Origin of the sequence: Rathayibacter sp. AY1E3 (genome assembly GCF_002932235.1) — a bacterium.
In the GTDB taxonomy this organism is placed as follows: domain Bacteria; phylum Actinomycetota; class Actinomycetes; order Actinomycetales; family Microbacteriaceae; genus Rathayibacter.
This window is the reverse complement of sequence record NZ_PSVN01000013.1, coordinates 17,140-42,074: the sequence shown is the minus strand read 5'-3', so window position 1 is coordinate 42,074 and position 24,935 is coordinate 17,140. Positions and strand designations below refer to the sequence as shown.

The following is a 24,935-nucleotide window of genomic DNA, read 5'->3' as shown; positions in this document are numbered from 1 at the left end:
GCCCGCGGCACCGCGGGCAGTGTCGGTGTCTCCTGCGGGTGGGCGGTGTCTCAGGTGTCGGTGCGGACGAGGGGGGAGTTCGTGCCGCGGACCCTGATGTCGACGCCGGTGATCTCCGACCGGGCGACGCCCGTGGACGCCGCCAGGTCGACGGCGCGCCGCCCGGCCGCCGTCCAGGTGGCGACGGTGATCGTGCTGCCGTCTGTGCGGGTGATCACGAGTTCGTACTCCGCGTCGGCGGGCGCATCACCACTGTAGGTGCAGCTCCACTCCAGCCGGGTGCCCCACGGCTTCCCCTCGACCTGGATGTCCGCAGCGAGAGCGGGATCGGCCGCCATCGGGTCCATCGGTTCGAGGGTCGCCTCGCTCGCCACGGGAGCGCCCGCGATGCCCGTGCCGAGAGCGACACCTCCGAAGACGGAGGCGGTGACGGCGGCCGCGACGGCGAGGGACGTCACCAGCCGGCGCCGACGTCGGCGCGTCCGGACACGGTGGGCGATGGCGGGCAGCGTCACCATCGACGGCGGCGCCTCCTCGCCGTCGTCCGATGCGCTGATGGCGAGAGCGTCCTCGACGGAGAGGCGGCCGACGATGCCGGGCAGTCCTGCCAGCTCTGCCACGGCCGCGCGGCAGGCCGCGCAGCCGCTGAGGTGCTGCTCGTACTCGAGTCGCTGATCTGCGGGGAGAGCGCCGAGGACGTAGGACGCGTCCCAGTCGCGGTACTCGTCCTCCGTCGCAGAGCTTCCGTGGTGGTCGTTCATCGGGTGACGCCCCTTTCCTGCAGAGCCAGTCGCAGTCCGCGCAGTCCGTAGTGCAATCGAGATTTCGCTGTTCCCTCGGGGATGGAGTGCCGGCGGGCGATCTCGGGGACGGTGTGTCCGAGGAAGTACGCGTCCACCACGATCTGACGATGCTCCACCGACAGCGATGCGAGAGCGTCGGCGACCAGGATGCTGTCCAGGACCGCGTCGGTGCGATCGGGGACGGCGCCGCCGCCGTCCTCGTCCTTCGCCGGCACCTCGCGTCGGCTCCGAGCGGATCGGGCGTCGTCGATGACGAGGTTGCGGGCGACGGTGAACAGCCACGCGCGAGCGGCGTCGGCGTCGCGTTCGAGGACCTGCGGGCGCTGCCAGGCCCGGACCATCGTCTCCTGCACGACGTCCTCCGTCAGCGCCGCGTTCCGAGTGAGGTTCTGCACGAAGCGCCGCAAGGCCGGGCCGTGACTCTCGTACAGCGCCGCCAGGAGCTCATCGACGGGGCGGGGCACAACGCTCACCGCCTCGAAGCGCCACGGTGCGCTCCCTCATCACGGTTGCTGCGATCACTGCCGGTCATCCCTTCCGTCCATGCCTGTCGAGAACCGGCGACCCGGCCCGACGATGCGCTTCGCTGCGCGGGGACGGGTCGCCGTCGCATCAGGACGCCGGGGTGGCGGTGCTCATGGCCGCGGCTTCCTTGTTCATCGTGCCGTCAGGGAGGAGGACGTACCAGGCGTCCTTCACACCCTGCCCGTTGACCTGGCCCGGCGCGGTGTCCTTCGCGAACCGGTAGACCGGCCATCCGTCGACGGTCAGCTGGGTCGTCCCGTCGGTGCGCGTGATCGAGCCGACCTCTCCGGTGATCCCGTCCGCGGCGGTCGTGCTGGACGCCGACACGGCCGGCCAGGTCGTGGCGCACTCGTCGTAGCAGCTGCTGCTGCCAGAGTTCTGCGTGTCCTTGGCGAACGTGTAGACGGTGTAGCCGGCCTCGTCCGTGATGATCTCGCCCAGCGGCGAGGACGCCGTCGTGAGAGCCGCCGTCCCAGCGGAGGCGGTCGCGGTGGCGGAGGCCATCGCGGTGGCGGAGGGGCTGTCGGCCGGCGCTTCCGACGAGGCGGCCGAGCCGGCGGCCGTCGAGCATCCGGCGAGAAGGACGGCGGCGAACGCCGCAGTCGTCATAGTGGTCGCGATTCGCTTGAGCATGATGCCTCCTGTAGTGCGGGGGCCGAGGTGGTCCCACCGAGGACACGACACAGCAGTCGCGGACGTTCACCGACGCGAGAAGATCGCTGGGAGAGCATCCGCGCGGCGGGCGGATTCAGTGAGAGCGACGATCCGTTGCGCGCTCCTTCGCGTGAAGGCCCGAGGCTGCGCGCTGCTCTCCACGGCGGCGTGCGAGCAGTGATCGACCATGTGCGCGACGGCTGCGGCCTGCCCGGCCGCCCGCGCGGCAGCGGTGGCGGCCCGCTCGCCCGCCTGCGTCGCGGCGCGGGCTGCGGCGTGCGCCGTGAAGGCCGCCGCGCGGCACTCGGTCATCGGAGCCTCGCCCCGCCCCCAGGCGAGGAGGACGTCGAGCGCGCGCCGGGGCCGGGCATTGTCCGGGTCCCGCTCCTCGAACGCGGGGAGGGCGCGCTCCGCGCACTCCGCCGCCCACCGCGCGAGCGCCCGGTGGACCTCCGGCTCCGGATCCGCCCAGGCCGGCTCCTCCGCTCCGCTCACGGGTCTTCCTCCGATTCCGGAGCTCAGCTGGCTCTTCCCAGATGAGGGTGTAGGTCGGCCGGGAGCGTCGGTCCGCAGATAGACGTCGAGGTCTCCCGACGACGGAGGTTCCTACGCCATCCGTCCGAAAGACCTCGACGTGACCGACGCTACCCCGCCGGCCGGCTTCGGCCGCCCTGACCTGACCGCCTTCGCGTCTCATCCCAGTCGACCCTGATCGAGTCTGCTGACCCCCTCGACGAGAACGCAGCGACATCACAGCCACCCAACCCCGACCGTCCGGGAAGCCGGGACACGTCACATGACCTGTGCTGCGGGCGTGTCGAGTGGGTCGTCCAAGGGCGACGCAGGAGCGTCGACGCGACGTGCTGAGAGGTGGTTCCAGTCGAGCGCTAGGACACCGGCTACAGGCATGGCGATAGGTCAGGAACGGCGTCGCTCCCTGCGCAGGAGGGAGCGCAGAGTCTCGGCATTCGCGTAGCCGACCCGTAGCGCGATCTCGGCGGAGGTGAAGTCCGTGGTTGCTGAGAGGTGCCGAGCTCGTTCGATGCGAAGCCGTTGGACGAAGCCGAGCGGAGTGAGGTTGAGCGCCGCACGGACTCGTCGTTCGAGGGTGCGCCGGCTGGTGCCGAGCGACTGCGCGACGAAGGCGACGTTGAACGGTTCGTCCAGGCGGGCGCGCACGAAGCGTTCGAACTCGACGACGATCGGGTCCTCGTGCCGGAGATGTTCGTAGGCGACGAAGGCCGCCTGAGACGGACGCTCGTCGATGATGAGGAGCTTGGCGACATGTTGGGCCAGGTCGGGGCTGATCGATCGCACGAGTGAGAGCGCGAGGTCGATGTGGGCGAACGCGGCGCCGGCGGTGACGAGGTTCCCGTCGACCACGACCATGGTGTCGAGATCGAGGGCGACGGTCGGATAGCGCTTCAGGAACTCCGGCCCCAGGAACCAGCTGGTCGTCGCCCTCCGATGATGCATCCGTCCGGTCTCGGCGACAGCGAACACGCCGGTGCACGCCGCGGCGATCCGGGTGGTCGCCTCGTCGAGGCGCCCGAGCGAGGCGATGACCGAACGAGCATCTCGGCTCTGGAGGACGTCGTTGGTAGCGGCGGCCGTAAGGGTTCCAAGCGCAGGGACGACGACCACGTCGAACTCTCCGGACTCCGACAGCGGGTGGTCCACCGACAGGGTCATCGATGCCGTCGTGGTCACTCGCCGTTTCGGTCCGAGGATGGCGAGTTCGATCGGGTCGATCCGCGGGTCGACATCGCCGCGGGCTCCGTCGGCCACCCGCACGATGTCGATGATCGACGCGATAGCCGAACCGAAGCAGCCGTCGATCGCGATCAGTCCGATACGCATGACGTAAACAATAGCAATACTGCCGTATACGCCACTCCCCACCGGCCCTCGCTCGTCATACGCTGAACTCGTCCCACGAAGAACCCCGACGTCAAGGAGAGTCCCTCATGTCCACACCCGCATCACTTCCGTATGCCTTCGTCGCCAAGATCGTCGCGGCCGATGGACAGCACGACGCGGTCGCCGATCTGCTCGCCGGCGCTGTCGCACTCGCCAACGAAGAAGTAGGAACGATTGTCTGGTTCGCGGTCAGGACTCACGCCGACACCTTCTGGATCTTCGATGCATTCCCCGACGAAGCCGCTCGCGACGCCCACGCCAACGGCGCCATCGTCGCAGCCCTGATGGCCAACCAGCACCTCCTCGGCGCAGCACCCGAGATCCTGGCGGCCGACGTCCTCGCGTCCAAGCTCCCGTAGTCCGCCAACGCACGAGACGATCGCGCCCCGCCGAGCCGTCGCCAGGTCGCGACGCAACGCGACGCTGCGTTGCCGAGCGGTGCGAGGCCTATCGGCACACGGACAGGATGCCGGCCGCGAGCGCTCAGCCGGCGAGGGGTCCGTCGCAGAGGAGAGCGACGTCGGTGTCCGGCAGAGCCGTGAGGCCAGCGCATCGCGCGACCACCAGAACGGTTCGCCGGAGCCGCCTGTCGGAATCGAACGGACGACCTCATCACGTCGGCTTTGCGTCTAGCGCTTGATGCGCCCACTGGGCGAACGAGCCTCTGACCTGCGCAAACGCCGAGCGTGGAGGACGCCGCCATCCGGTGGTGACCGACCACGACCGACCAGTACCGACCGTTTCACCGGAGCTTGCGGCGGCGTCGAAGCCGAGCAAGCTCCATTCTTCTAGCTCACCGCGCCCTCCTCCTCGCCGGCCCCGTCGTCGGCGAAGACGTTTCAGGGGTCTTCTCAGATGACGGTGTAGGTCGGCCGGGAGCGTCGGTCCGCAGATAGACGTCGAGGTCTTCCGACGACGGAGGTTCCTAGGCCATCCGTCCGAAAGACCTCGACGTGACCGACGCTACCCGGCCGGCCGGCTTCGGCCGCCCTGATCTGACCGCCTTCGCTCGACTCGACGGCCTCGGTCTGCACACCGGCGCGGACCTGCTCACCGACAAGCAGAGCGACAGGCTACGCGCGCTGTTCGTTGATGACGCTCACGTCGAGGTCGAGGCGACCTGGGGTGTCCATCAGCGCATGATCGCCGCCTATCGCCACGAGGACCGGCAACGTGGCCGCGAGCTCATGGAGAAGCTGATCACCGACCTCAGCGCCGGCGTCCCCAAGGTGCTCACCGAGCTCACCACCCTGGGCCGGACCCTGAAGAAGCGAGCCGCTGACGTGCGCGCCTACTTCGAACGACCCGGCACCAGCAACGGGCCGACCGAGGCGCTCAACGGACGGCTCGAACACCTGCGCGGCTCCGCACTCGGGTTCCGCAACCTGACCAACCACATCGCCCGAAGCCTGCTCGAGACCGGCGGCTTCAGACCCCAACTCCTACACCCCCGATGGGGATGAGCCGCTCAGCTCCGGCGCGGCCGCCCCGTGAAGTGCTTCACCCCGTAGACCAGGAGGAGCAGGATTCCGCTCAGCTGCAGGGCGAGCGAGAAGCCGGAGGCGAATTCACCGGCCGGCCACACCAGCCTCAGCACCAGCGCGACGAACATCGCTGTGACCCCGACGACGAACAGGACTCGATTCCGCATCCGTCGAGTCGACCATCCGCACGCGGGCCCTGGCCAACCGCCAGTGCTCAGCTCAGGCGCTCGGTCAGGTGGACGGCGACGATGTCGCCGAGGTCCTTGCCGATCGTCTTCCGCAGTTTCGCGCTGATCGACAGCATGTGACCGCCGGCGCCGGTCGGCAGCAGGCCCGCGGTCACCGGCTCGCCGTCGACGGTGGCGACCACCTTCACGGACCTCCCTGTGCCGAGCAGCTCGACGGAGCCGGGCACCTCGACGCACGACCAGAGGTCGCCCTTGACGGTGACGCCGATCGGAGCGGTGAAGGCGAGGTCCAGGGGGCCGGCGCTCATGCGCTCTCCTCCGCGGACGCCGCGCTCTCGCCGGAGGAGCCCTGCCCGCTGTACCGGTCGAGGATCTCGTCGTACATCGCGGCGTCGAGCAGACCATCGGACAGGGCCCGGCAGACCTCCTCGAACTCCCCCGGGTCGAGGGTCGTCCAGTCGAAGCCGTCGCTCGGCGATCCGGACCGGTAGCGCCAGCGGCCGAGCTCGTCGACGGCCTGCTCCCGCGTCAGCTCCCCCGCGGCGAAGCGCTGCGCGATCCCGTACGGTGTCGCGCCGGAGAAGCCGGAGCGCACGTGCGGCAGCGCGGCGGCGGTCTCGATCCCGTCGGACACCTCGTCGATCGACATGCGGACCCCTCCCGTCCGAGGGTCCACCGACCCTCCCGTCGACCCTACGACGAGACGTCGCATCCCGGTCGGGCCGGGCGACGAGCACTGCCCTCGACTTGCGGCTACCGTTCCTCCATGACCGGACGCGCCGCTACGTCCCGGCACGAGTTCCGCGTCGACTCGCGCACGCTCGTCGCCCACGACTTCCTCGGCACTCGAGCCCCCCGCGCTGTCGTCGTCTGGTGCGGAGGGACACCGCACACCGGCGCACTCCTCGCTCCCCACGTCGACGCCGCTGCGGCGCGCGGCATCCGGCTCGTCTCCGTCGCCCGTCCCGGCTTCGGCGGCTCGATGCGCACTCCCGGACGGAGCATCGCGGACGCGGCCGCCGATGTGCTCCGCGTCGCCGACCTGCTCGGGATCGAGCGCTTCGTGGTGACGGGCTACTCCGGCGGCGGCCCGCACGCACTGGCCGCCGGGGCTCTCGGAGGTGATCGCGTCCTGGGCGTCGCGACGTTCGGCAGCCCGGCGCCCTTCAGTGACGACGGAGCGTGGTTCGACGGCATGCAGGATCCGGGCGCTCTCCGCAGCGCGCGCGACGGCCGGGCTGCGCGCGAGGAGTGGGAGGAGACGGCCCGCTTCGATCCGGAGCAGTTCACCGGTGACGACTACTCGGCCCTCGACGGCCCGCTGACGGCGCTCGGCGCAGAGGCCGGACGCGCCTCGGAGCTCGAACAGGGCGGGAGCGTCGACGACGACCTCGCTCTCGTCATGCCCTGGGGAGTCGACCTCTCGCGCCTGGCGGCGCCGGTCCTCCTCCTCCACGGCGCCGCGGACAGGGTGGTCCCGGTCGCGCACGCGGAGCGGATCCGCCGCCTCCACCCGGCCGCGGAGCTCACGATCCGGCCCGGTCGAGGCCACATCGGCGTCCTGCTCGACTGGCCGGACGTCCTCGACCGCCTCCTCGCGGACGGGTTCCCCGGGGACCGCTCCGGCAGCGGAGGCTGAGCGTCTCATCGCGGCCGGCAGCGGATCCGACGCGGAAGGTGGGCCTGGAAGGGCCACGCTTCGGGAGGGCTCCCTCCGCGAGGATCACGGCATGGCCCCCCACACGGATCCCCGCCGATGACTCTGCAGGACCTCGCCGACGAGCTCGCCCAGGCTCTCGACCGCCCGGTGACGATCGAGGACGCCTCGAGCCGGGTGCTGGCCGCGACGCGCGCGCGCGAGGAGGCGCCTCACGACGGCGTGTTCCCCGTCCAGGATCCGCGGGGCCGGCTCGCGACTCTCCTCCTCCCCCGGGAGCGGCCCGCGCCGCTCACTCCGGCCGAGTACTCGCTCATCGACGCGGCCGTCGGAGCGATCCGCCGCCTCCTCGGCCCCTCGACGCGGGCGGGCGGCAGCTCCCGGCGCGCGGACGTCCTCGCGGCGCTCCTGTCGGGCGACGGCGGCACCCGGCGCGCCTCCTTCGCCGAGGCGGTCGAGCGCCGCTGGCTGCGCCGGGACGCCCAGACCGTGGTCCGCGCGGTGCGGCTGACCGGCCCGACCGGCTCCCTCCAGCGGACGGCGCTGGCGCGGCGGATCGACGCGAGCGCCGCCTCCGGCCTGACGTTCCTCGGCGACCAGGAGGGTGTGCTGTTCTTCGTGAGCGTGGAGGCGCCCGAGGCCGCCGCGGAGGCGGACAACGTCCTGCGGGCGGAGGCGCGCGGCCGCGGCACGGCCGTCGATGCGATCGGCTCGGCGCGCTTCGACGTCCGCGACGACGACCTCCTGCCGACCGCCGAGCGGGCCGCTCTCGCGGCGACCATCGTCGGCTCCCTGCCCGACGGCCGTAGCCGGGCCGACATCGCCGAGCTCGGGGCCTGGGTGCTCCTCGCCTCGATCGGGGCGGACAGCTCGCAGCTCGCCATGCTCTCGCCGGCCGCGGCGACGCTGCTCGAGCGGGGCGACGAGGTGCAGCGGCGGACCGTGGAGGCCTACCTCGACGTGCGCGGCAGCGTGCGGGAGGCGTGCGGGCTCCTCCACATCCACCGCACCACGCTCTACTACCGTCTCGACAACCTGCCCGAGGCGGTCCGGGACGCGCTCGACGACGGCCTCGCCCGCAGCACGCTGCACCTCTGCCTCAAGCTGATGAAGTTCCGCGACGGGCTCGAGCGGCGGCGTGCCTCGTGACCGTGGCCGGGGACCTCCCGCAGGTCCGCCTCTACGGGCGGCGCGAGAGCCGCGACGCGTGGGAGATCCGCGACCTCCTCTCGCGCAGCGTCGTCTCGTTCTCGTGGACGCCGATCGACACGGACGAGCAGTGCCTCGCCGTCGCGGGGCATCCGCTCGCCACCGCGTCGCTCCCCCTCGTGGTGTTCCCGGACGGCAGCCGCGCCTCCGATCCGACGCTCGCCGAGGTCGCGGCCCGGCTCGGCTGGGTGGGCTCGCCGCGGCTCGCGGAGTACGACCTCTCCATCTACGGAGCCGGCCCGGCCGGGCTCTCGGCCGCCGTGTACGCCGCCTCGGAGGGGCTGAAGGTCGTGGTCCTCGAGCGCTCGGCCATCGGCGGGCAGGCCGGCTCGAGCAGCCTGATCGAGAACTACCTCGGCTTCCCGCACGGGATCGCGGGAGCCGATCTGGCCGAGCGCGCGCGGCAGCAGGCTGTCTCCTTCGGCGCCGAGCTGCTGCGGATGCGCGAGGGGATCCGCGGGCGCTTCGCCGACGACCGGATCCACGCGCTGCTCGCCGACGGGACGACCGTCGTCGCCCGCACCAACATCTGCGCCACGGGCATCCAGTGGCGCCGGCTCGGCCTCGAGCGCGAGGACGAGCTGCTCGGCGTCGGCCTCTACTACGGTGCCGGCACGAGCGAGGCGCCGCTCTGCGAGGGCGAGGACGTCGTGGTCGTCGGAGGCGGCAACTCGGCCGGGCAGGCCGTGATGAACCTCTCGGCGCACGCGCGGCACGTGACCATGCTGGTCCGCGGCCCGGATCTGGCCGACAGCCTCTCCTCCTACCTCGCGGAGCGCGTCGTCCGGCAGCCGAACGTGACGATCCTGCTCGACTCGCGCGTCACCCGCCTGCACGGCGCCGACGCCCTCGAGTCGATCGAGGTCGAGAACTCGGCGGCCGGTGTGCACGGGGCGCTGGCCACCTCCCACCTCTTCGTCTGCATCGGGGGCGAGCCGGATACGACGTGGGCGGCGGAGACCGCGATCGTCCGCGACTCCGGCGGCTACCTCGTGACGGGACCGGATCTCGCCGGTGGGCACGCGGCTCGCGACTGGCCGCTCGAGCGGGCGCCGTTCTACCTCGAGACCAGCGTCCCCGGCTCCTTCGCCGCGGGGGACGTGCGCCGCAGCTCGGTCAAGCGCGTCGCCTCCGCCGTCGGCGAGGGCGCGATGGCCGTCACCTTCGCCCACCGCCACCTGCAGGAGACCTCGTGAGCCGCCGGCTGCCGACGGTGCGCCACGGCGTCGGCTTCTGGATCGTCGCCGCGACCTTCCTGCTCGTGATGGCGTACTCGACGGTGCCGACACCCCTCTACCCGCTCTACCAGCAGCTCGACGGCTTCCCGCCGTTCGTGATCACCGTCGTCTTCGCCGCCTACGCGGTCGGAGTGATCGTGAGCCTGTACCTCGCCGGTCACGTCAGCGACTCGCTCGGCCGCCGCCGGGTGCTGCTGATCGCGGTGCTCGTCTCGGCGGTCTCGGCCGTGCTCTTCTCGCTGACGACGGAGGTGCCGGGGCTGATCGTCGCCCGCTTCGTCAACGGCGTCAGCATCGGGATGCTCACCGCCACGGCGACCGCCCACCTCGGCGAGCTGCGCGCCCGCGCCCGGCCCGACGAGAACACGATCGTCGCCGCGTCGATCTCGGGCGCGGTGAACCTCGGCGGACTCTCGCTGGGCCCGCTGCTCGGAGGGGTCTTCGCCGAGTTCCTGCCCGATCCGCTCCTCCTGCCGCACCAGGTGTTCCTGGTCGCGCTGCTCGTGGCGGGCCTGGCGCTGCTCCTCGTGCCGGAGACGGTCGACGTGCCGGAGACGGCGCCCGCCTACCGGCCGCAACGGCTCTCGGTGCCGGCGGACGCGCGCCGGGCGTTCCTGCTCGCGGCGTTCGGAGCGTTCTCGGCCTTCTCCGTCCTCGGCCTCTTCACCTCGCTCGCACCGACGTTCCTGGTGCAGACCTTCCAGGTGCGCGACCACCTGCTGGCCGGCGCGACGTCCTTCGCCGTGTTCGCCTCCGCGGCCCTCGGCCAGCTGCTGCTCGTGAAGGTGGGGATGCGCCTGCAGCTCTCGATCGCGGTGGCGGGCTGCGCGGTCGGGCTGGCGGCGGTCGCGGCCGGAGCGATCGCTCCGCAGCTGGGAGTGTTCCTCGCCGGGGCCGTCGTCTCGGGCTTCGGGGTGGGGCTGCTCTTCAAGGGCTCGATCGGCACGGCGGTCGCCCTCGCGGATCCCGCCCGCCGGGGCGAGACCCTGGCGGTGGTGTTCCTGGTCGCGTACACGGGGCTCGCGATGCCCGCACTGGCGGCGGGAGCGGCGCTCAACCTCGTCGCCGCGACGACGGTGCTGACGGTGTTCGCGGCGCTCGTGCTGGCGGCGACCGCGACGGCCGGCGTGCTGCTGCGCGCCCGCAGCGCGGCGGCCGGGCGATGAGCGGCGGAGCGGGGCGGCGCTGCGGGGTGCGGGCCGACGGCCGTCCGGGTGCCGGCCGCGTGCACCCCGGACGGCCGCCCGCCGCATCAGAAGTCCTCGCGCCGCTCCTGCTCGGCCTCGGCGGCCGGCTCGAGCGCGGCGAGATCCCCGAGCGCGAGTCGCAGCTGGCGCAGCAGCCACTCCTCGGTCAGCGCCCCCGCGTCGAGCGCGTCCAGCCGGCGGAGGCGCTCGGCGGCCGACCCGGTGAGGTCGGCGGGCGTCCCGGCGCTCATGCGCCGTACCCCGCTCCGCGGAGCAGGCGGCGCAGGTCGACGAGCTGCTGCTCGTCCACGTCCTTGTGGTGCGGCCGGTGGAGGGTCTCGGTCGTCGAGCCGACCGTCACCGAGAAGGCGCCGTCGTGCTTCTCGTGGACGGTGCCGACGGCCTCGAGCAGCGTCAGCACGTCCGCCCAGAGGACGTTGTGGCTCGGCGAGTCCTCGAGCAGCCGCTCGAGGGTGTCTCGCTGGTTCGAGTGGAGGTGGCGGGTGGCGGTCATGAACGGCCCTTCGGTGTCTGCGCACGCGCCCCGGTGGCGGTGCTCGGCGTCGCGTCCGACGGTAGGCGCGCGGGTGGAGCCGGTGCGCGAGTCGGATGACTCGAAGAGCGGACGCCGCGGGGCGGCCCCGCGAGAGGTACGGTCCCCGCGAAAGGCGCGGCCGTGAATCCGGAGCCGGGCGACCGCCTCGACGAGGAGGAGCATCCCCGCACGCCCGCGCTGCCCGAGGCCGCCGTCTCCGCCGCGTCGCTCCCGGACCGGCCGGCCGCCTTCCTCAACGCCCTGCTGACCGAGCACTTCGTGCTGGAGTCGGCGCGCGGCATCACCGTGACGGAGTCGAGCAGCCGCGCCTCGCTCTACCTGACGATGCTCTCCAGCTCGCTCGTGGCCTTCGGCTTCCTCGCCCCGACCCGGTACGCGATGGGGTTCCTCGCGGTGATCATCCCGGTCGTCGTGCTGCTGGGGGTGTTCACCTACGAGCGGCTGGTGCAGACCTCGATGGAGGACATCGCCGCGCTGACGGCCATCCAGCGCATCCGCCGCTACTACGGGACCCTGCTGCCGGGCGCGGGCGCCTACTTCGCGGTGCCGCGCGGCCGACACGCGCCGAACGAGCTGCTCGAGATCGGCCGGCGGCAGAGCTGGCGGGGCATCTTCTTCACGATGTCCTCGGCGATCGCGGTGGTCAACTCGATCGTGGCGGGCGCCGGAGTCGCGCTCGCGCTGACGCAGAGCGGCGCGGACGAGGTCCCCGCGATCGCGTGCGGGATGGCGGCCGCGGTCGTTCTCGCGGTGCTGCACGGGGTGTACCAGTTCCACCGCTACCGGCAGATGCGGCTGCGGATCGCCGAGGCGGAGGCGCTGGACGGGGTCGAGAGGGGGTGACGGGGCGGGGCTCGGCCGGCGGGGTCCGGAGCTGACGAACGCCGATCAGGCGCGGCGTCGGCCGCCGGCTGGGCAGCTGGCTCCGACCTGCTCCCGCGACTGCTCCCGCGACTGCTCAAGAGTTGTCGCACTCGACGCCCAGTGCGACAACTCCTGGACTCTCGTGGCGATCGCTCCTCGGCGGGCCGCCACGAACATCCAGAAGTCGCCGTAGTCGGTCGCGAGTACGACGACTCCTGGCTACTCGCCGCCTGTGGACGAGCGTTGGGTGTCGGCGGCTCCGACGGCCGGGACTGCTCGAGAGTTGTCGCACTCGACGCCCAGTGCGACAACTCCTGGACCCTCGTGGCGATCGCTCCTGGGCGGGCCGCCGCGATCATCCAGAAGTAGCCGTCGTCGGTCGCGAGCACAGCGACTTCTGTCTGCACGCCGCCTGCGGACGTGCGCAGGGAGCCGGCGGCCGGCGACTGTCCAGGAGTTGTCGCAGTCGATGCCGAGTGCGACAACTCCTGGACTCTCGCGAAAGTCCTGCGCTCTCGCGGAGGCGCGCGGCTCAGCCGCGCTCGGCGCGCTCGGCGAGGAGGTACTGCCAGTCGCGCGGCACGCGGTCCTTCGGCCCCGGGGTGGTCTGGCTCGCCGGGTGGCTCTGCGGGTCGGCCAGGGCGGGGCCGTCGGCGTAGTCGTCGGTCCGGTAGTCCCAGAACCAGTCCTCGCCGGGCTCGAAGCTGCGGATGACCGCGTGGCCGGTCGAGTGGTAGTGGGCCGTCGCGTGGCGGTTCAGCGAGTCGTCGCAGCAGCCGATGTGCCCGCAGAGCGCGCAGCGGCGCAGGTGCAGCCACCACGAGCCTGACTGCTCGCACTCGACGCAGCCGGGGCCGCTCGGCGGGACGGAGGGGTCGATCATCTGCTGCGACGTCATGCGCTCAGCATGCGCCTCCCGCGGCGGCAGGCACCAGGTCGGATGACTCGATCCTGCGGCTCCGTCACGCGCTCCGGGCGTCCTCGAGGCTGAGGAGCGCGTCGCGGAGCCCGGCCCGCGAGGTCACCCCGAGCTTGGGGAAGATCCGGTACAGGTGCCCGCTGACGGTGCGGGGCGAGACGAAGAGCTGCTGGGCGATCTGCTTGTTCGACAGGCCCGCGGCGGCCAGGGAGACCACGCGCCGCTCCTGCTCGCTGAGGTCGGCGGCGACCGGCGCCTCCCCCGCTCCGCCCGCCGCCCGCAGCTCGTGCTGGGCGCGGGCGAGCCAGAGCTCGGCCCCCACCGCGGCGAACCCCGCGGCGGCCTGGCGGAACCGGGTGCGGGCCTCCAGCGGACGCATCCGGCGGCGCAGCCACTCGCCGTGGCAGAGCTGGACGCGTGCCCGTTCGAACGGCCACTCCTCGGAGGCCGGGTCGAGGGAGCGCTCGAAGAGGGCGCCCGCGCCGCCGGTCTGATCGAGGACCGCGGTCGCCGCGAGGGCGAGCATCCGCCCGCGGGGAGCGAGGGGCCGCGCGGCGAGTTCCGCCGCGGCCGCCGCCAGCTCGGCGCAGTGCTCGGGCAGGCGGAGGCGCGAGGCGGCTTCGGCTGCGTCGAGGAGCTCCAGCGGATCGCCGCCGGCGCGAGAGGAGGAGCGGGCGTGCGCCTCCTCGAAGCGGCCGCCGCCGAGGTCGAGCGAGCACAGGGCGTGATCGGCGGCGCGCGCGACCGACGCCGCTCCGTGCCGCAGCGCCCAGGCCGTCGCGCGCTCGGCGCACTCGAGGGTGCGAGCGCGGTCGCCCTGCACGGCGTGGACCCGGGCTCGAGTCGCGTCGATCAGCGCGCGCACGGCGGGCAGGTCGTCGGCGCGGGCGGCGGCGCGATCGAGGTCGGCCGAGGCGTCGTCGAGGCGACCGCGGTCGAGCGCGGTGGTGCCGCGGCGGAGGAGGGCGAGGGCGCCGGGCAGGCCGTCCGCCTCCTCCCCGCCGTCGAGGAGCCCGGCGAGGCGGTCGCGGCGCTCGTCCGAGACCTCGAGCAGCGACCAGGCGAGGTGCAGCGCGACCGTCTTCCACGGGTCGCCTGTGACCGCGGAGTCCTCGGCGAGCAGCAGGCGGCGCTCCCACTCCTCGTCCGGGACCGGCCGCACGCAGGCCTCCACGAGGCGCAGGACGGGATCGAGGGGGTGCTCCTCGCCGACGGCGAGCGCCTCCTGCCACCAGGCGGGATCGCCGCGGAGCATGCAGGCGAGGTGGAGGACGGTCGCCAGCAGGTCGGCGGCGGCGTCGTGAGGGGCGACGCGGTCGGCGGAGAAGCTGCTGGCGTCGTCGCGGGAGGCGTCGGTCTCGGCGGGAGAGGCACCACCGACAGGAGAGACACCACCGACAGACGAGGCACCACCGACTCCCGCGCCCCCACGCCCCACCCGAGCGCCGAGCCCCCGGAGGGCCGCGCGGCGGACCCCGCCCACGTCCCCCGTGCGGAGCAGCGCATCGGCCAGCCGCGCCGCCTCGACGCCGGCCCCGGGAACCCGGCCGTCCTCCCGCGAGCGCTCGACCACCCGCTCGAGGGCCGCCGCGTCGCCGGTGAAGGCCGCGACGGCAGCCGCGCGCGCCTCGAGCTCGTCCCGCAGAGCAGCACCGCGCGCACTCGACCGCGCCTCGGCGAGGAGGAGCAGCGCCTCCTGCGGGCGACCCGCGCGGAGTCGCTCCTCCGCCGCGTCCCTCAGCAGCCGCGCCCGCTCCTCCGGCCCGGCGGCGTCGTCCGCCGCGAGCAGCAGGCGGAGGTGCGGGGCCGACTCCGGGCGCTCGGCGAGCCGCCTCCGTGCCGCCCGCAGCGCTCGGGGCGACGCCGTCGAGAGCACCACCGCGCGGACCACCGGGTCGCGGAACGCACGGCCGCCCGCCGTCAAGATCCCCGCCTGCACCAGGGCGCGGTCCCCGTCTCCGAGGGCCGACCCGATGCTCTCCGGGAACTCGGCGCCCGCCACCGCGGCGACCAGGAGCGCCTCCCGGCACTCCTCCGCCAGCGGAGCCAGCAGGTCGAGCACCCTGGTCTCGGCCTGCTCGAGTCGCGGGTAGACCGGGAAGGGCGAGGGAGCGTCCTCGTCGGCCCAGGCCCGCCCGAGGACGTCGAGGAGCAGCGGATTCCCCTCCGCGACCCGCAGCAGGCGCGCCTCGACGGCGAGCGGCCGGCGGCCGCCGTGGGCGCGCAGGAAGCCGCGGGCCGCCGCCGCGTCGAGGGGCTCCGTGCGACGGTGCCGGAGGCCCTCCCAGCCGGCGAGGACGCGCCGGTCGCGGGTGGCGAGGAGGCAGGCGGCACCGACCTCGTCCACCAGCCGGGTCACCAGGGCCTGGAGGGTCTCGCGGGCGGCGACGTCGAAGCGCTCCCAGTCGTCGACGACGATCAGGAAGCCGGGGTCGCAGGGCGAGGCGGAGGAGTCGCGCACCCGCTGCAGACGGCCGATCAGCGTGGCGAACAGCGCGAGCGAGGACGCGCCGATCACGGCGTCGCCCCGGTCCGGCCGCACCTCCACGACCTCGCAGCCGGCGGCGCGAGCGGTGGCCGCGGCGGAGCGCAGCATGTGCGTCCGGCCCGAGCCGATCCCGCCCTCGACCACCAGGAGCCGCTCCCGCGCGGGCGACGCCGAGCTCAGCATCCGGACCACCACGTCCTCGGGGGCGCTCGGGTGCGCGGGCGGCGAGGAGAGTGCACTGATCGTCATCGCGACTCCTGAGGGACGGGTTCCGAGGACCCCATGCTGACCGCCGGGCGCGGCCGCGCTCTCCTCCCTCTGTCGGAACCCTCCGGAGCGCACCCTCTGTCGAACCGTCCCGAGCGCCCGGCCCCCGATCGGCGCCGGGCCGGGGGGCACAGGAGGGCAGTGGGCCCCGCGAGCGCCCGACGGTACTCTGTGTCCCACCGGACGACCGGTACGGCCCCACCCCCGCACGACCGCCGCTCGACGCGGCGGGTGATCCGATGGAGTCGCACGATGAGCTCTCGCAGCCCCCTCGCGGAGTTCCTCCGCGCTCGCCGGGCGGCGCTGCGGCCGGAGCAGGTCGGCGTGCCGACCGCGGGCACCCGGCGGCGGGTGCCGGGCCTGCGCCGCGAGGAGGTCGCCGACCGCGCCCGGATCAGCCGCGACTACTACCTCCGCGTCGAGCAGGGGCACGCGGTCGCCCCGTCCGACCAGGTGCTGAACGCCCTCGCCGAGGCGCTCGCCTTCGACGAGTTCGAGCGCGCCTACCTCTTCCGGCTGGCCCGGCTGCGCCCCGGCCCGCACGGTCCCGACTCTCCTCCGCCGGGCCAGGGCGTGGAGTCGCTGCTCGCCCACTGGCCGAGGACCCCGGCGTACGCGTTCGACCGCAACCTCGACGTCCTCGGCGCGAACGACCTGATGAGCCGTCTCGCCCCCGACAAGGGCGTGCCCGGCGCCAACATGCTGCTCTCCACCTCCCGCGGCTACGCGCGCGCCGTGGCGAACGGCGACCCGCCGGACCAGCTGCGGGCGTGGGGCCAGGTCTTCCGCGAGCTGATCGCCGCGCTGCGGTTCTACAGCGACCCCGACGATCCGCGGCTGCACGAGATCGTCGGCGAGTGCTCGGTCGAGAATCCGCTGTTCCGGTCGATCTGGGCCGAGTACCAGGTCCGCCCCTTTACCCACCGGTGGATCCGCGTCCACGTCGAGCCGTTCGGCTGGCTCGACCTCGAGATGCAGACCCTGGAGCTCGCCGGCGCTCCGGGCCGGTACGTCGTGACCTACCTCGCGGCAGCGGGGACTCCGGCGGCCGCGGCCGTCGACGTCCTCGCCTCGCTGCGGCCCGCTCCGGAGGCGGGCACCGCGCTGGCCGCCCCGGCCGGCGCCTGATCAGCGGCGGTGAGCCGGGCGAGCGCCTCTCGACCCGCCGCGTCACCCGCCTCGAACAGGAGCAGGAGGCGCGCGCCGTCCCGGACCAGCCGGTAGTCCATCGGAACAGAGCCGACCGCGGTGTCGAGGAACACGACCGACCCGCGTGCGTCGGCCTCCGCCCCGGCCGCCCACGAGTCCGCGAACCGCGGGCTCCTCGCCGAGAGCTCCCCGACGACCGTCAGGAACTCCCGGTCCCCCCGGTGCCGCTCGAGCGAGTCGCGGAGCATCGCCGCGACCTGGTCGGCGGCGGAGCCCCAGCAGGGCAGGTCCTCGACCTCGGACGAGTCCAGGAAGGTGAAGCGGGCGATGCTCACTCCCGGGGCGAAGGCGGGCGAGAGCGCCCGCGCGAGCGGAGTCGCGCTCAGCACGCGCAGGTGCCGGTCCAGCAGCACCGCCGCCCTCCCCGCCCACGGCAGGAGCGCCGCCTCGTGATCCTCCGCCATGTCCCCGTCCCCTCCGCGCGTCCCTCCCTCAGCGCAGCGGAGTGATCCCCTGCGTCCCGAGCGGGAAGGTCGCCAGCACCTCCTCCGGGATGTTCAGGTGCTGCGCGACCAGCGACGGCGGCAGGTGGCTCAGCCACTGGGCGAGCGACACCTCCTCGTAGCGGGAGCTCTTGAACGTCTCGATGTAGACGAGCGTGTCGTCGCCGGTGTTCTCCACGTAGTGGCCGAAGTTGCGGCGCACGACGCCCACGTCTCCGGCGTGGAAGTCGGTCGTGTTGGCGTGCGGGCCGGTGTTGAAGACGGTCATCCGAGCGGATCCGCGGAGGTAGTACTGCCACTCGTCGGCGTTGGGGTGCCAGTGCAGCTCGCGCATCGAGCCGGGCTCGACGGTCGTCAGCGCGGCCGAGACCGTGCGCGAGGCCGGGAAGTTCGTGCTGTCGGCGATCTGGATCCGGCCGCCGCTGTTCTGGTGCACGGGCTCCGAGCGGGAGAGCCGGAAGATCACCGCCTCGTCGCCGTCCTGCACCCCGGCCGCGGCCCGGTCGGCCTGGAGGTCGCCGGGCACGTCGCCCGGGAAGATCCAGAGGTCGTGCAGCGGGATGTCGCGGAAGACCTCCTGCGCGACGCCGAAGTTCTTCGCCAGCACGTCCGGCGGCGTGTGCGCGAACCAGTCGGTGAGCAGGAGCGTGTTGCTCTCGGACTGCTCGCCGTCGTCGAACGCGAGCACGAACTCCGCCCCGTCCGGGCCGAGGCCCTGCAGGGAGTGCGGCAGGCCGGGCGGGAAGTACCAGAGGTCCCCCTCCTGCACGTCGTCGACGCTGGGCCGGCCGGTGCGGCTGAGCGTGGTGATGCGGCAGTTCCCCTTGGTCATCAGCGCCCACTCGGCGCTCTGGTGCCAGTGCAGCTCACGGATCCCGCCGGCCTCGAGGTACATGTTCACGCCGGCGATCTCGTTCGAGATCGCGAAGTCGGCCTGCGTGAGCTCGCGCGCCCAGCCTCCCCGCTGCACCCGCCGCGGCGAGATGTTGAAGGAGGACCAGAAGAACGGCTGCGTGCTGATGTCCGTCGCGGGCGCGGCGATCTGGTTCGGGAACAGTCCCTCCAGGACGCGGTTCTGCGGGCCGGTCATCGTGTTCGCCGAGGGATCGCCCTCGGTGTTCACGATCCCCTCCTGGGGGAGGTCCGGGTCTCCGAAACCGGGGGTCTCGTGGTGCGGAGCGGTGCTGTCGTCGGGTTCCACGGCGTTCTCCCTGCTGATCGTTCTGCGCGCCTGCGCTGCTCCGATCCCACCGCTCCGGCCCGGGCCGCACCACGGTCATCCGACTCGATCCGCGCCCCGACGACCGGCCCGGGTCAGCCGCCCAGGCCCTCGAGCACGTCCCGCGAGGGCACGAAGTAGACCCCGCCGGTCGTCGCGGTCGAGAAGTCGAGGAGGCGGTCGTGCCGGCCCGCGGGCACGCCGACGAACATCCGCGTCAGCATCGTCTCGATCACCGACAGGTCGGCGGCCAGGCCGAGGAAGTACGTGCCGAACTCGCCCCTGCCGGGCCGGCCGAAGGGCATGTTGTCGCGGAGGATGTCGTGCTCGGTCCCGCCGGCGTCGACCACGGTCGCGAGCCCCTTGTGCGAGAGCTGCGCCGGATCGTCCTCGCGCTCGACGTTGTCGGCCTTGCTCCGGCCGATGACCCGCTCCTGCTGCTCGGTGGTGAGCGCGTGCCACGCCGTCAGGTCGTGCAGGTACTTCTGCACGACCAGGTAGCTGCCGCCCGCGAACGCCGCGTCCTCCGCGCCGATCAGCGCGACGCGGGGCAGCGCCTCGCCGGTCGGATTCTCGGTGCCGTCGACGAAGCCCAGCAGGTCGCGGTTGTCGAAGTAGCGGAAGCCGACCACCTCGTCGCGGACGACGACGTCCTCGCCGAGCGCGTCGAGCAGGAGGCGCTCGAACTCGAAGCAGGCGTCGTCCCGCTCCGCCCGGATGTGGAACAGGAGGTCGGTCTGCGTCGAGACGGCCGTGTGCGCCGCGCCGACCACCTCCCGGAACGGGTGCAGCTGCGCGGGGCGCCCCTCCCCGCCGAAGCGGTCCCACGCGTCGCTCCCGATCCCGACCAGGCAGGAGAGGCGCAGGCCCAGGTCGCGGAAGCCGACCGCGCGGAGGAGCCCGCCCACGTCGGCGAGGACGTCCCGCACGCGGTCCGCGGCGTCCTGCCCGCCGACGATGTCGAGCGAGAGGAAGACGGCGGACCGGCTGAGCGGAGCGACGACCGCCTGCGGCTCGATCGGGACGCGGTCCTCGACGGTCACCGGAGCACCGCCCGCTGGGGCGTCGTCGTCCTGCGCGTCGGCAGGGCCGTCGTCGTGGGCGTCGTCGTGGGCATCGCGACCTCCGATCCGCGCGCCGCGGGAGGGCGCATCCGCCGCGATCCTGTCAGCGTCCGCGGTGCCGGTCACGAGTCATCCGACCCCACACGGCGTGCGCGGCCGGCGGCCCCGGCACCGCCCGGGCGACCAGGTCTGGACGATCGTCGGAACATCTCCCCGCGCTCTTCAGGGAGCGCTCCCACGCCCCTATCGTGGAGCCGCTCCCCACCCTCATCCGGGGAGGCACCACCTTGGACACGACCCGGGCCGGGCTCGGGATCGACACGAGCACGGAGGTTCGAAGATGCCGTTTGTGACCACGGACGACGACGTCGAGATCTACTACAAGGACTGGGGCAGCACCGACGCGCAGCCCATCGTCTTCCACCACGGCTGGCCGCTGTCGTCCGACGACTGGGACGCGCAGATGCTGTTCTTCCACGCGCACGGCTACCGCGTCATCGCGACCGACCGCCGCGGGCACGGACGCTCGACCCAGGTCGGCACCGGACACGACATGGACCACTACGCCAGCGACGTGAACGCGGTCGTCGAGCACCTCGACCTGCGGAACGCGATCCACATCGGCCACTCCACCGGAGGCGGTCAGATCGCGCGCTACGTCGCGAAGTACGGCGAGCCCCAGGGCCGAGTGGCCAAGGCCGTCCTCGTCTCGTCGGTCCCGCCGCTGATGGTGCAGACCGAGGCGAACCCCGAGGGCACGCCGATCTCGGTGTTCGACGGCTTCCGCGACGCTCTCGCGGCGAACCGCGCCGAGTTCTACCAGGCCGTGGCCTCCGGGCCCTTCTACGGCTTCAACCGCGAGGGCGTCGAGCTCTCGCAGCCCGTGGTCGACAACTGGTGGCGCCAGGGCATGACCGGATCCGCGCTCGCGCACTACGAGGGCATCAAGGCCTTCTCGGAGACGGACCAGACCGAGGACCTGAAGGCGATCACCGTCCCCGTCCTCGTCACCCAGGGCGACGACGACCAGGTCGTCCCCTACAAGGACGCCGCGCTCAAGCAGCACGAGCTGCTGCAGAACTCGACGCTCAAGATCTACGAGGGCTACCCGCACGGCATGCTGACCGTCCACGCCGACGTCATCAACCCCGACCTGCTGGCCTTCATCCAGGAGTAGCGCGGCACGCTCGCAGGCGCGTCCCGGCCGTTCCGGGGCGCGCCTGCGCGTCTGCGCTCGAACGGGGGCCGGGTGCCCCTGCGAGCGGAGTCCGGCCTCAAGCGTCGGCGCCCGCGTCCCTCCCGAGCACCGCGGCGAGCTCGCCCCGCCCGCCGATCCCGAGCTTGCGGTACGCCGCGTACAGGTGCGCGCCGACCGTGCGCGGCGAGAGGAACAGGTTCTGCGCGATCGCGCGGTTCGACAGCCCCGTGCTCGCGAGAGCGCAGATGCGCAGCTCCTGCGGGGTCAGCGTCGCAGCGGCCGGCGACGGCGCGTCCGCGATCCTCCCTCCGGCTGCCCGGAGCGCGTCACGGGCCCGATCGGCCCAGGCGTGGATCGGCAGCTCCTCGAGCATCGCCAGTGCCTCGCGGAGGAGGGGCCGCGCCTCCGCCGCCCGACCGGCCCGGTGCAGCCCGTCGCCCACGAGCAGCAGCGCCCGCGCCCGCACGTACGGGAGCGGCGGCGGAGTCCGGCGGAGCAGCCCGGCCGCGGCGTCCGGCGCTCCGTCGGCGAGCGCCACGGCGATCTGCGCGTACCGGAGGGCCGCCTCGATCATCGGCTGGTGCCAGCGCTCGAAGAGCGCTTCCAGCCTCGCGGCGTGCAGGCGCACGACTCCGTCATCTCCGGTCGCGAGAGCCGCGTCGACGAGATCGGGCGTGGTGAGGATGGCGAAGCCGGGGTTCAGGGAGTCGTCGTCCGTGTCGAGGAGGGGCAGGAGCTCCGGCACGGCGTCGCCCGGTCGAGACTCGAGGACCGCCACCGCCGCTCGCGATCCACGGAGAGTCGCCCGCATCACGCTCGAGCAGAGGACGGCCGCGCCGATCGCGCTCCCCGCGCTGATCGCCTCGGGATCGGGCGCGACGCCCTCCATCGCGTCGAACCAGGCCAGGCAGGCCCGGGACGCGGTCTCGAAGCCCACGTCCCCCAGGTCGCTCCCGAGGACGAGCGCCTCCTCGGCGAAGGAGCGGGCCCGCGAGAAGCGGCCGGCGAGCGACGTGGTCATCGAGGCGGCGAGGAGCGCCTGCGGGAGGATCCGGATGTCGCCGCGCGCGCGCAGCCCGGTGATCGCCTCCTCCAGGAGCTCCCGGGCGACCTCGACCTCGCCCGCCGTGTTCAGCGCGTAGCCGAGCCACCACGCCTCCTCCGGACCGCTCGCCCCGCCGGCCGCCGCGAGCGCCCGGCGGACGACCTCGTCGCCGCGGGCGATCGGCTCGGTGACCGCCGCGAGCAGGACGGCGCGCGGGTCGGAGTCGTCGAGGGCGAGCGCGCGCACCGCCTGGATCATCGGCTCCCCCGGCGACGCCTCGCGGTTGTGGTCCCAGGCGATGGCGGCGAGGTGCAGGAGCGCGGCCGTCGCGGCGTCGACGGCTCCGTGGCTCTGCAGCGCCGTCACTGCGGCGAGCGCGGGCGAGAGGTCGCCCCGCGAGAGTGCCGTGCGCCCGGTCGGCAGCGTCTCGCGCGTCCAGGCGGCGCGGGCGGTGAGCACCGGATCGACGGTCTCGACCGCCGCGCGGTGCACGAGCAGCGCCGCCTCCGCGGTCCGGCCGGCGAGCCCGGAGTACTCGGCCGCGTCGATCAGGCGCGAGACGCGCAGCGGCCCCGCGGGGGTCAGCTCCGCCGCCCGCTCCATCGCCTGAGCCGCCAGGACGACGTCGCCCGTCGCGAGGCCGGACGCCGCGAGACCGGCGAGCTCCTCGCCCACCGGCCCGTCCGAGCCGGTCGCGAGCTCCGACCGCCACCAGAGCGTCCGGCTCGGGTCGTCGCGGTGCTCCTGGACGAGCGTGCGGAGCACAGCCGCGCGCTCGGAGGGGCGGCTCACGCTCGTCACCGCGGACTGCACGAGAGGGTGCCGGAAGCGGAGTCCGCTCCCCGGCGTCCAGCTGAGCAGCGACGCGGCGACGGCCCTGTCGATCCAGGAGGGGTCGGGGTGGCGGCCGATCGCCAGGTTCGCCAGCCGGCTCGCCTCCTCCGCCGTCGCGACGTCGCCCAGCGCCACGGCCAGCACGGCGAGCCGAGAGGGCTGGTCGAGCTCCGCGAAGCGCTCGGCGAAGGCCGACTCGAGGCGTCCGGTCACCGCGCGGTCCTCCGCCTCGTCGGCCGACGGGTCGCGTCCGGTCAGCTCCACTAGGGCGAGCGGATTCCCGCGGGCGAGGTCGAGCAGAGCGCGCCGGGCGGCGCCGCGAGGAGGATGCGGGAGCGTGTCGAGGAGAGCGGCCGAGTCGGCGGCCGACAGCGGCCCGAGGTGGAGGTGCTCGAGGCCGGAGTCCTCCTCGGGCCGGTCCCTCGTGGTCATCACGACGACGACGCGGTCCTCGCCGATGCGCCGGGCGAGCATCCGCAGCGCCCACGCCGACTCCGGGTCGATCCGGTGCAGGTCCTCCACGACGACCAGCAGGGGCCGATCGGCGGCGGCGTCGCTCAGGAGGGTCAGGGCCGAGAGGCCGGCCAGGAGCGGCGTCGGCTGCACTCCCTCCGCCAGGTGGAAGGCCACGCGGAGCGCGTCCCGCTGCGGCAGGGGCAGGCCGTCGAGGCCCGGGCGGAGCGGGTGCAGGAGGAGCTGCAGCGCCGCGTACTGGTCGCCCGACTCCGCTGCGGAGCCCGCGGTCCGCAGCACCCGCACGTCGCGTGCGCGGGCGTAGGCGACGACCTCCTCGACCAGGGTGGTCTTGCCGACCCCGGCGTCCCCGTCGATGACGAGCGCCGACCCGTGGGCGGCGATGCCCTCGACCATCAGACGGAGCCGCGCGAGCTCCGATCCCCGACCGACGACGAGCGCGTCCCGCTTCACGCGTCGAGTATCGCACCCTCGCGCAGACACTCCTCGACCCGGTGACGGGCCCGGATGAAATCGATCGCGGCGGCCGCGGCGCTGCCGGGGGCGCCGAAGAAGGAGGTCAGGAAGTGGTCGCCTCCGTGCACCTCCAGGGTCTGCCAGCGGAAGGCGATGAAGCCGAAGGGGTCGACGCGCACCGGCGACGAGCCCTCGCGGAGCGGATACGCCTCCTGGCTCGCCCAGACGCGGCGGAACACCCGCGAGCGGCCTCCGAGCGAGGCGACCAGGACCCGCAGACGCGGGTCCGCCGGGTCGGAGTGGAAGCGGAAGGCGGCCGTCATCACGGCGATCGTGCGGTCCCAGTCCTCGTGCCGCTCGGCGTCGGTCTCGAGCGCCGCGGCGTCGATGACGGCCTCGATCATGTTGGTCCCCTGCTCGCAGGCCAGGGGGAGGAACAGGCGGCCGAGCTCGTTCACGGCGACGAGGTCCAGGTAGCGGTCGACCACGTAGGCGGGCGTCGTGGTCCAGGACGAGACCATGCTCGTCAGGCTGCCGACCTGCGCCGGGGTCGGCCCGGCCTGCGCCCAGATCGGTGAGCGGCGCGGCGCGGCGTGCCCGCCGAGCCGGAAGAGGTAGTCCCGCCCGTCCGCGTCGAGACGGAACGCGCGGGCCAGAGCGTCCAGGACCTGCGCCGAGGGGCGGCGGTCCTTGCCCTGCTCGAGCCGCAGGTAGTAGTCCGGGCTGATCCCCGCGAGCACGGCGACCTCCTGGCGGCGCAGCCCGCTGACGCGGCGCCTGCCGTCGGCGCCCAGGCCGACCTCGTCGGGGCGCAGCCGGTCGCGGTGCCCCCGGAGGTAGGCGCCGAGCCGTGCGGTGTCCGTGTCCACGATCCCGCCCTTCTCTCCCTTCGAGGCTAGGGAGGAGGCGGGCCCGACTCCACGCGACGCCGACCTAGATCCGCGGAGGGAGTACCTAGATCGGCGGGGCGTGCTTCCGGGTGGGTGCGGTGCGCGGCGGGGTGCGGAGGAGCGCACCGGCACTCGGCGCACCCC

25 protein-coding genes and 1 pseudogene are annotated in these 24,935 nt (G+C 73.5%); 9 read left to right on the top strand and 17 right to left on the bottom strand.

Annotation, left to right across the window (positions count from 1 at the left end; translation table 11 throughout):
* Positions 1 to 50: 50 nt before the first annotated feature.
* From C5C53_RS11780 to C5C53_RS11760, 5 genes are all read right to left on the bottom strand, one after another.
* Positions 51 to 761 (bottom strand): anti-sigma factor, encoded by a 711-nt coding sequence (locus C5C53_RS11780; protein ID WP_104267623.1) that lies wholly within the window; start codon positions 759 to 761, stop codon positions 51 to 53.
* On the bottom strand, positions 758 to 1,267 hold the full coding sequence (locus C5C53_RS11775; RefSeq protein ID WP_056865923.1) for a sigma-70 family RNA polymerase sigma factor: 510 nt from the start codon (positions 1,265 to 1,267) through the stop codon (positions 758 to 760). The genes C5C53_RS11780 and C5C53_RS11775 overlap by 4 nt, the downstream gene beginning before the upstream one ends.
* Before the next feature lie 148 nt (positions 1,268 to 1,415).
* On the bottom strand, positions 1,416 to 1,961 hold the full coding sequence (locus C5C53_RS11770) for a hypothetical protein (protein WP_146076490.1): 546 nt from the start codon (positions 1,959 to 1,961) through the stop codon (positions 1,416 to 1,418).
* A 66-nt stretch (positions 1,962 to 2,027) separates the two neighbouring features.
* On the bottom strand, positions 2,028 to 2,477 hold the full coding sequence (locus C5C53_RS11765) for a putative immunity protein (RefSeq protein ID WP_146083479.1): 450 nt from the start codon (positions 2,475 to 2,477) through the stop codon (positions 2,028 to 2,030).
* A 423-nt stretch (positions 2,478 to 2,900) separates the two neighbouring features.
* A complete protein-coding gene (locus tag C5C53_RS11760; RefSeq protein ID WP_053548963.1) occupies positions 2,901 to 3,842 on the bottom strand; it encodes a GlxA family transcriptional regulator in 942 nt (313 codons plus the stop codon).
* A 107-nt stretch (positions 3,843 to 3,949) separates the two neighbouring features.
* On the opposite strand from C5C53_RS11760, the gene C5C53_RS11755 reads away from it, so the two are divergent.
* Both C5C53_RS11755 and C5C53_RS11745 read left to right on the top strand, forming a co-directional pair.
* Complete coding sequence (locus tag C5C53_RS11755; protein ID WP_033107114.1) at positions 3,950 to 4,261, top strand: putative quinol monooxygenase; 312 nt, start codon at positions 3,950 to 3,952, stop codon at positions 4,259 to 4,261.
* 669 nt (positions 4,262 to 4,930) lie between these two features.
* Positions 4,931 to 5,365: pseudogene (locus C5C53_RS11745) on the top strand (transposase); the annotation flags it as partial.
* 5 nt (positions 5,366 to 5,370) lie between these two features.
* Here C5C53_RS11745 and C5C53_RS11740 read toward each other — a convergent pair.
* The 3 genes from C5C53_RS11740 to C5C53_RS11730 are packed head-to-tail and all read right to left on the bottom strand — an operon-like array spanning position 5,371 to position 6,223.
* Complete coding sequence (locus C5C53_RS11740; protein ID WP_104224784.1) at positions 5,371 to 5,553, bottom strand: hypothetical protein; 183 nt, start codon at positions 5,551 to 5,553, stop codon at positions 5,371 to 5,373.
* Between the two features lie 47 nt (positions 5,554 to 5,600).
* On the bottom strand, positions 5,601 to 5,882 hold the full coding sequence (locus C5C53_RS11735; protein ID WP_104267620.1) for a DUF1905 domain-containing protein: 282 nt from the start codon (positions 5,880 to 5,882) through the stop codon (positions 5,601 to 5,603).
* Positions 5,879 to 6,223: a hypothetical protein gene (locus C5C53_RS11730; RefSeq protein ID WP_104227436.1), complete on the bottom strand. Its 345-nt coding sequence runs from the start codon at positions 6,221 to 6,223 to the stop codon at positions 5,879 to 5,881. Before C5C53_RS11730 ends, C5C53_RS11735 begins: the two co-directional genes overlap by 4 nt.
* 117 nt (positions 6,224 to 6,340) lie before the next feature.
* Between C5C53_RS11730 and C5C53_RS11725 the strand changes: the two genes are divergently transcribed.
* From C5C53_RS11725 to C5C53_RS11710, 4 genes are all read left to right on the top strand, one after another.
* A complete protein-coding gene (locus C5C53_RS11725) occupies positions 6,341 to 7,213 on the top strand; it encodes an alpha/beta fold hydrolase (RefSeq protein WP_104267619.1) in 873 nt (290 codons plus the stop codon).
* A gap of 117 nt (positions 7,214 to 7,330) precedes the next feature.
* The gene (locus C5C53_RS11720; RefSeq protein WP_104267618.1) at positions 7,331 to 8,380 is read left to right on the top strand and encodes a helix-turn-helix domain-containing protein; all 1,050 of its coding nucleotides are present in this window, start codon (positions 7,331 to 7,333) and stop codon (positions 8,378 to 8,380) included.
* Positions 8,381 to 8,382: 2 nt separating this feature from the next.
* Positions 8,383 to 9,636, top strand: coding sequence for an NAD(P)/FAD-dependent oxidoreductase (locus C5C53_RS11715; protein WP_219813975.1), 1,254 nt, complete (start codon positions 8,383 to 8,385; stop codon positions 9,634 to 9,636).
* Positions 9,633 to 10,844, top strand: a complete 1,212-nt coding sequence (locus C5C53_RS11710; RefSeq protein ID WP_258075417.1) for an MFS transporter — start codon at positions 9,633 to 9,635, stop codon at positions 10,842 to 10,844. Before C5C53_RS11715 ends, C5C53_RS11710 begins: the two co-directional genes overlap by 4 nt.
* An 86-nt stretch (positions 10,845 to 10,930) precedes the next feature.
* Here the strand turns inward: C5C53_RS11710 and C5C53_RS11705 are convergent, their stop codons facing one another.
* Positions 10,931 to 11,116: a hypothetical protein gene (locus C5C53_RS11705; protein WP_104224778.1), complete on the bottom strand. Its 186-nt coding sequence runs from the start codon at positions 11,114 to 11,116 to the stop codon at positions 10,931 to 10,933.
* On the bottom strand, positions 11,113 to 11,379 hold the full coding sequence (locus C5C53_RS11700) for a hypothetical protein (protein WP_104267616.1): 267 nt from the start codon (positions 11,377 to 11,379) through the stop codon (positions 11,113 to 11,115). The genes C5C53_RS11705 and C5C53_RS11700 overlap by 4 nt, the downstream gene beginning before the upstream one ends.
* A 162-nt stretch (positions 11,380 to 11,541) precedes the next feature.
* Between C5C53_RS11700 and C5C53_RS11695 the strand changes: the two genes are divergently transcribed.
* Positions 11,542 to 12,264, top strand: a complete 723-nt coding sequence (locus C5C53_RS11695) for a hypothetical protein (RefSeq protein ID WP_104227440.1) — start codon at positions 11,542 to 11,544, stop codon at positions 12,262 to 12,264.
* 553 nt (positions 12,265 to 12,817) lie between these two features.
* On the opposite strand, the gene C5C53_RS11690 is transcribed toward C5C53_RS11695, so the two are convergent.
* Together C5C53_RS11690 and C5C53_RS11685 are read right to left on the bottom strand one after the other, a co-directional pair.
* On the bottom strand, positions 12,818 to 13,183 hold the full coding sequence (locus tag C5C53_RS11690) for a UBP-type zinc finger domain-containing protein (protein WP_104227372.1): 366 nt from the start codon (positions 13,181 to 13,183) through the stop codon (positions 12,818 to 12,820).
* A gap of 64 nt (positions 13,184 to 13,247) precedes the next feature.
* Positions 13,248 to 15,941, bottom strand: coding sequence for a LuxR C-terminal-related transcriptional regulator (locus tag C5C53_RS11685; protein WP_104267615.1), 2,694 nt, complete (start codon positions 15,939 to 15,941; stop codon positions 13,248 to 13,250).
* Between the two features lie 270 nt (positions 15,942 to 16,211).
* Between C5C53_RS11685 and C5C53_RS11680 the strand changes: the two genes are divergently transcribed.
* The gene (locus C5C53_RS11680; RefSeq protein ID WP_181127761.1) at positions 16,212 to 17,087 is read left to right on the top strand and encodes a helix-turn-helix transcriptional regulator; all 876 of its coding nucleotides are present in this window, start codon (positions 16,212 to 16,214) and stop codon (positions 17,085 to 17,087) included.
* Here C5C53_RS11680 and C5C53_RS11675 read toward each other — a convergent pair.
* The 3 genes from C5C53_RS11675 to C5C53_RS11665 all read right to left on the bottom strand — a co-directional run bounded on the left by C5C53_RS11675 (position 16,979) and on the right by C5C53_RS11665 (position 20,020).
* The gene (locus C5C53_RS11675; protein WP_104267613.1) at positions 16,979 to 17,572 is read right to left on the bottom strand and encodes a hypothetical protein; all 594 of its coding nucleotides are present in this window, start codon (positions 17,570 to 17,572) and stop codon (positions 16,979 to 16,981) included. The genes C5C53_RS11680 and C5C53_RS11675 overlap by 109 nt on opposite strands.
* Before the next feature lie 28 nt (positions 17,573 to 17,600).
* A complete protein-coding gene (locus tag C5C53_RS11670) occupies positions 17,601 to 18,812 on the bottom strand; it encodes a cupin domain-containing protein (RefSeq protein WP_258060596.1) in 1,212 nt (403 codons plus the stop codon).
* A 113-nt stretch (positions 18,813 to 18,925) separates the two neighbouring features.
* On the bottom strand, positions 18,926 to 20,020 hold the full coding sequence (locus C5C53_RS11665; RefSeq protein ID WP_308470983.1) for a Dyp-type peroxidase: 1,095 nt from the start codon (positions 20,018 to 20,020) through the stop codon (positions 18,926 to 18,928).
* 214 nt (positions 20,021 to 20,234) lie between these two features.
* On the opposite strand from C5C53_RS11665, the gene C5C53_RS11660 reads away from it, so the two are divergent.
* Positions 20,235 to 21,071, top strand: a complete 837-nt coding sequence (locus C5C53_RS11660; protein WP_104267612.1) for an alpha/beta fold hydrolase — start codon at positions 20,235 to 20,237, stop codon at positions 21,069 to 21,071.
* Between the two features lie 97 nt (positions 21,072 to 21,168).
* Here C5C53_RS11660 and C5C53_RS11655 read toward each other — a convergent pair whose 3' ends face one another.
* Entirely contained in the window at positions 21,169 to 23,898 is a 2,730-nt protein-coding gene (locus tag C5C53_RS11655; protein ID WP_104267611.1) for an AAA family ATPase, read from the bottom strand.
* Entirely contained in the window at positions 23,895 to 24,770 is an 876-nt protein-coding gene (locus tag C5C53_RS11650) for a helix-turn-helix domain-containing protein (protein ID WP_181127760.1), read from the bottom strand. Before C5C53_RS11650 ends, C5C53_RS11655 begins: the two co-directional genes overlap by 4 nt.
* Between the last annotated feature and the right edge of the window lie 165 nt (positions 24,771 to 24,935).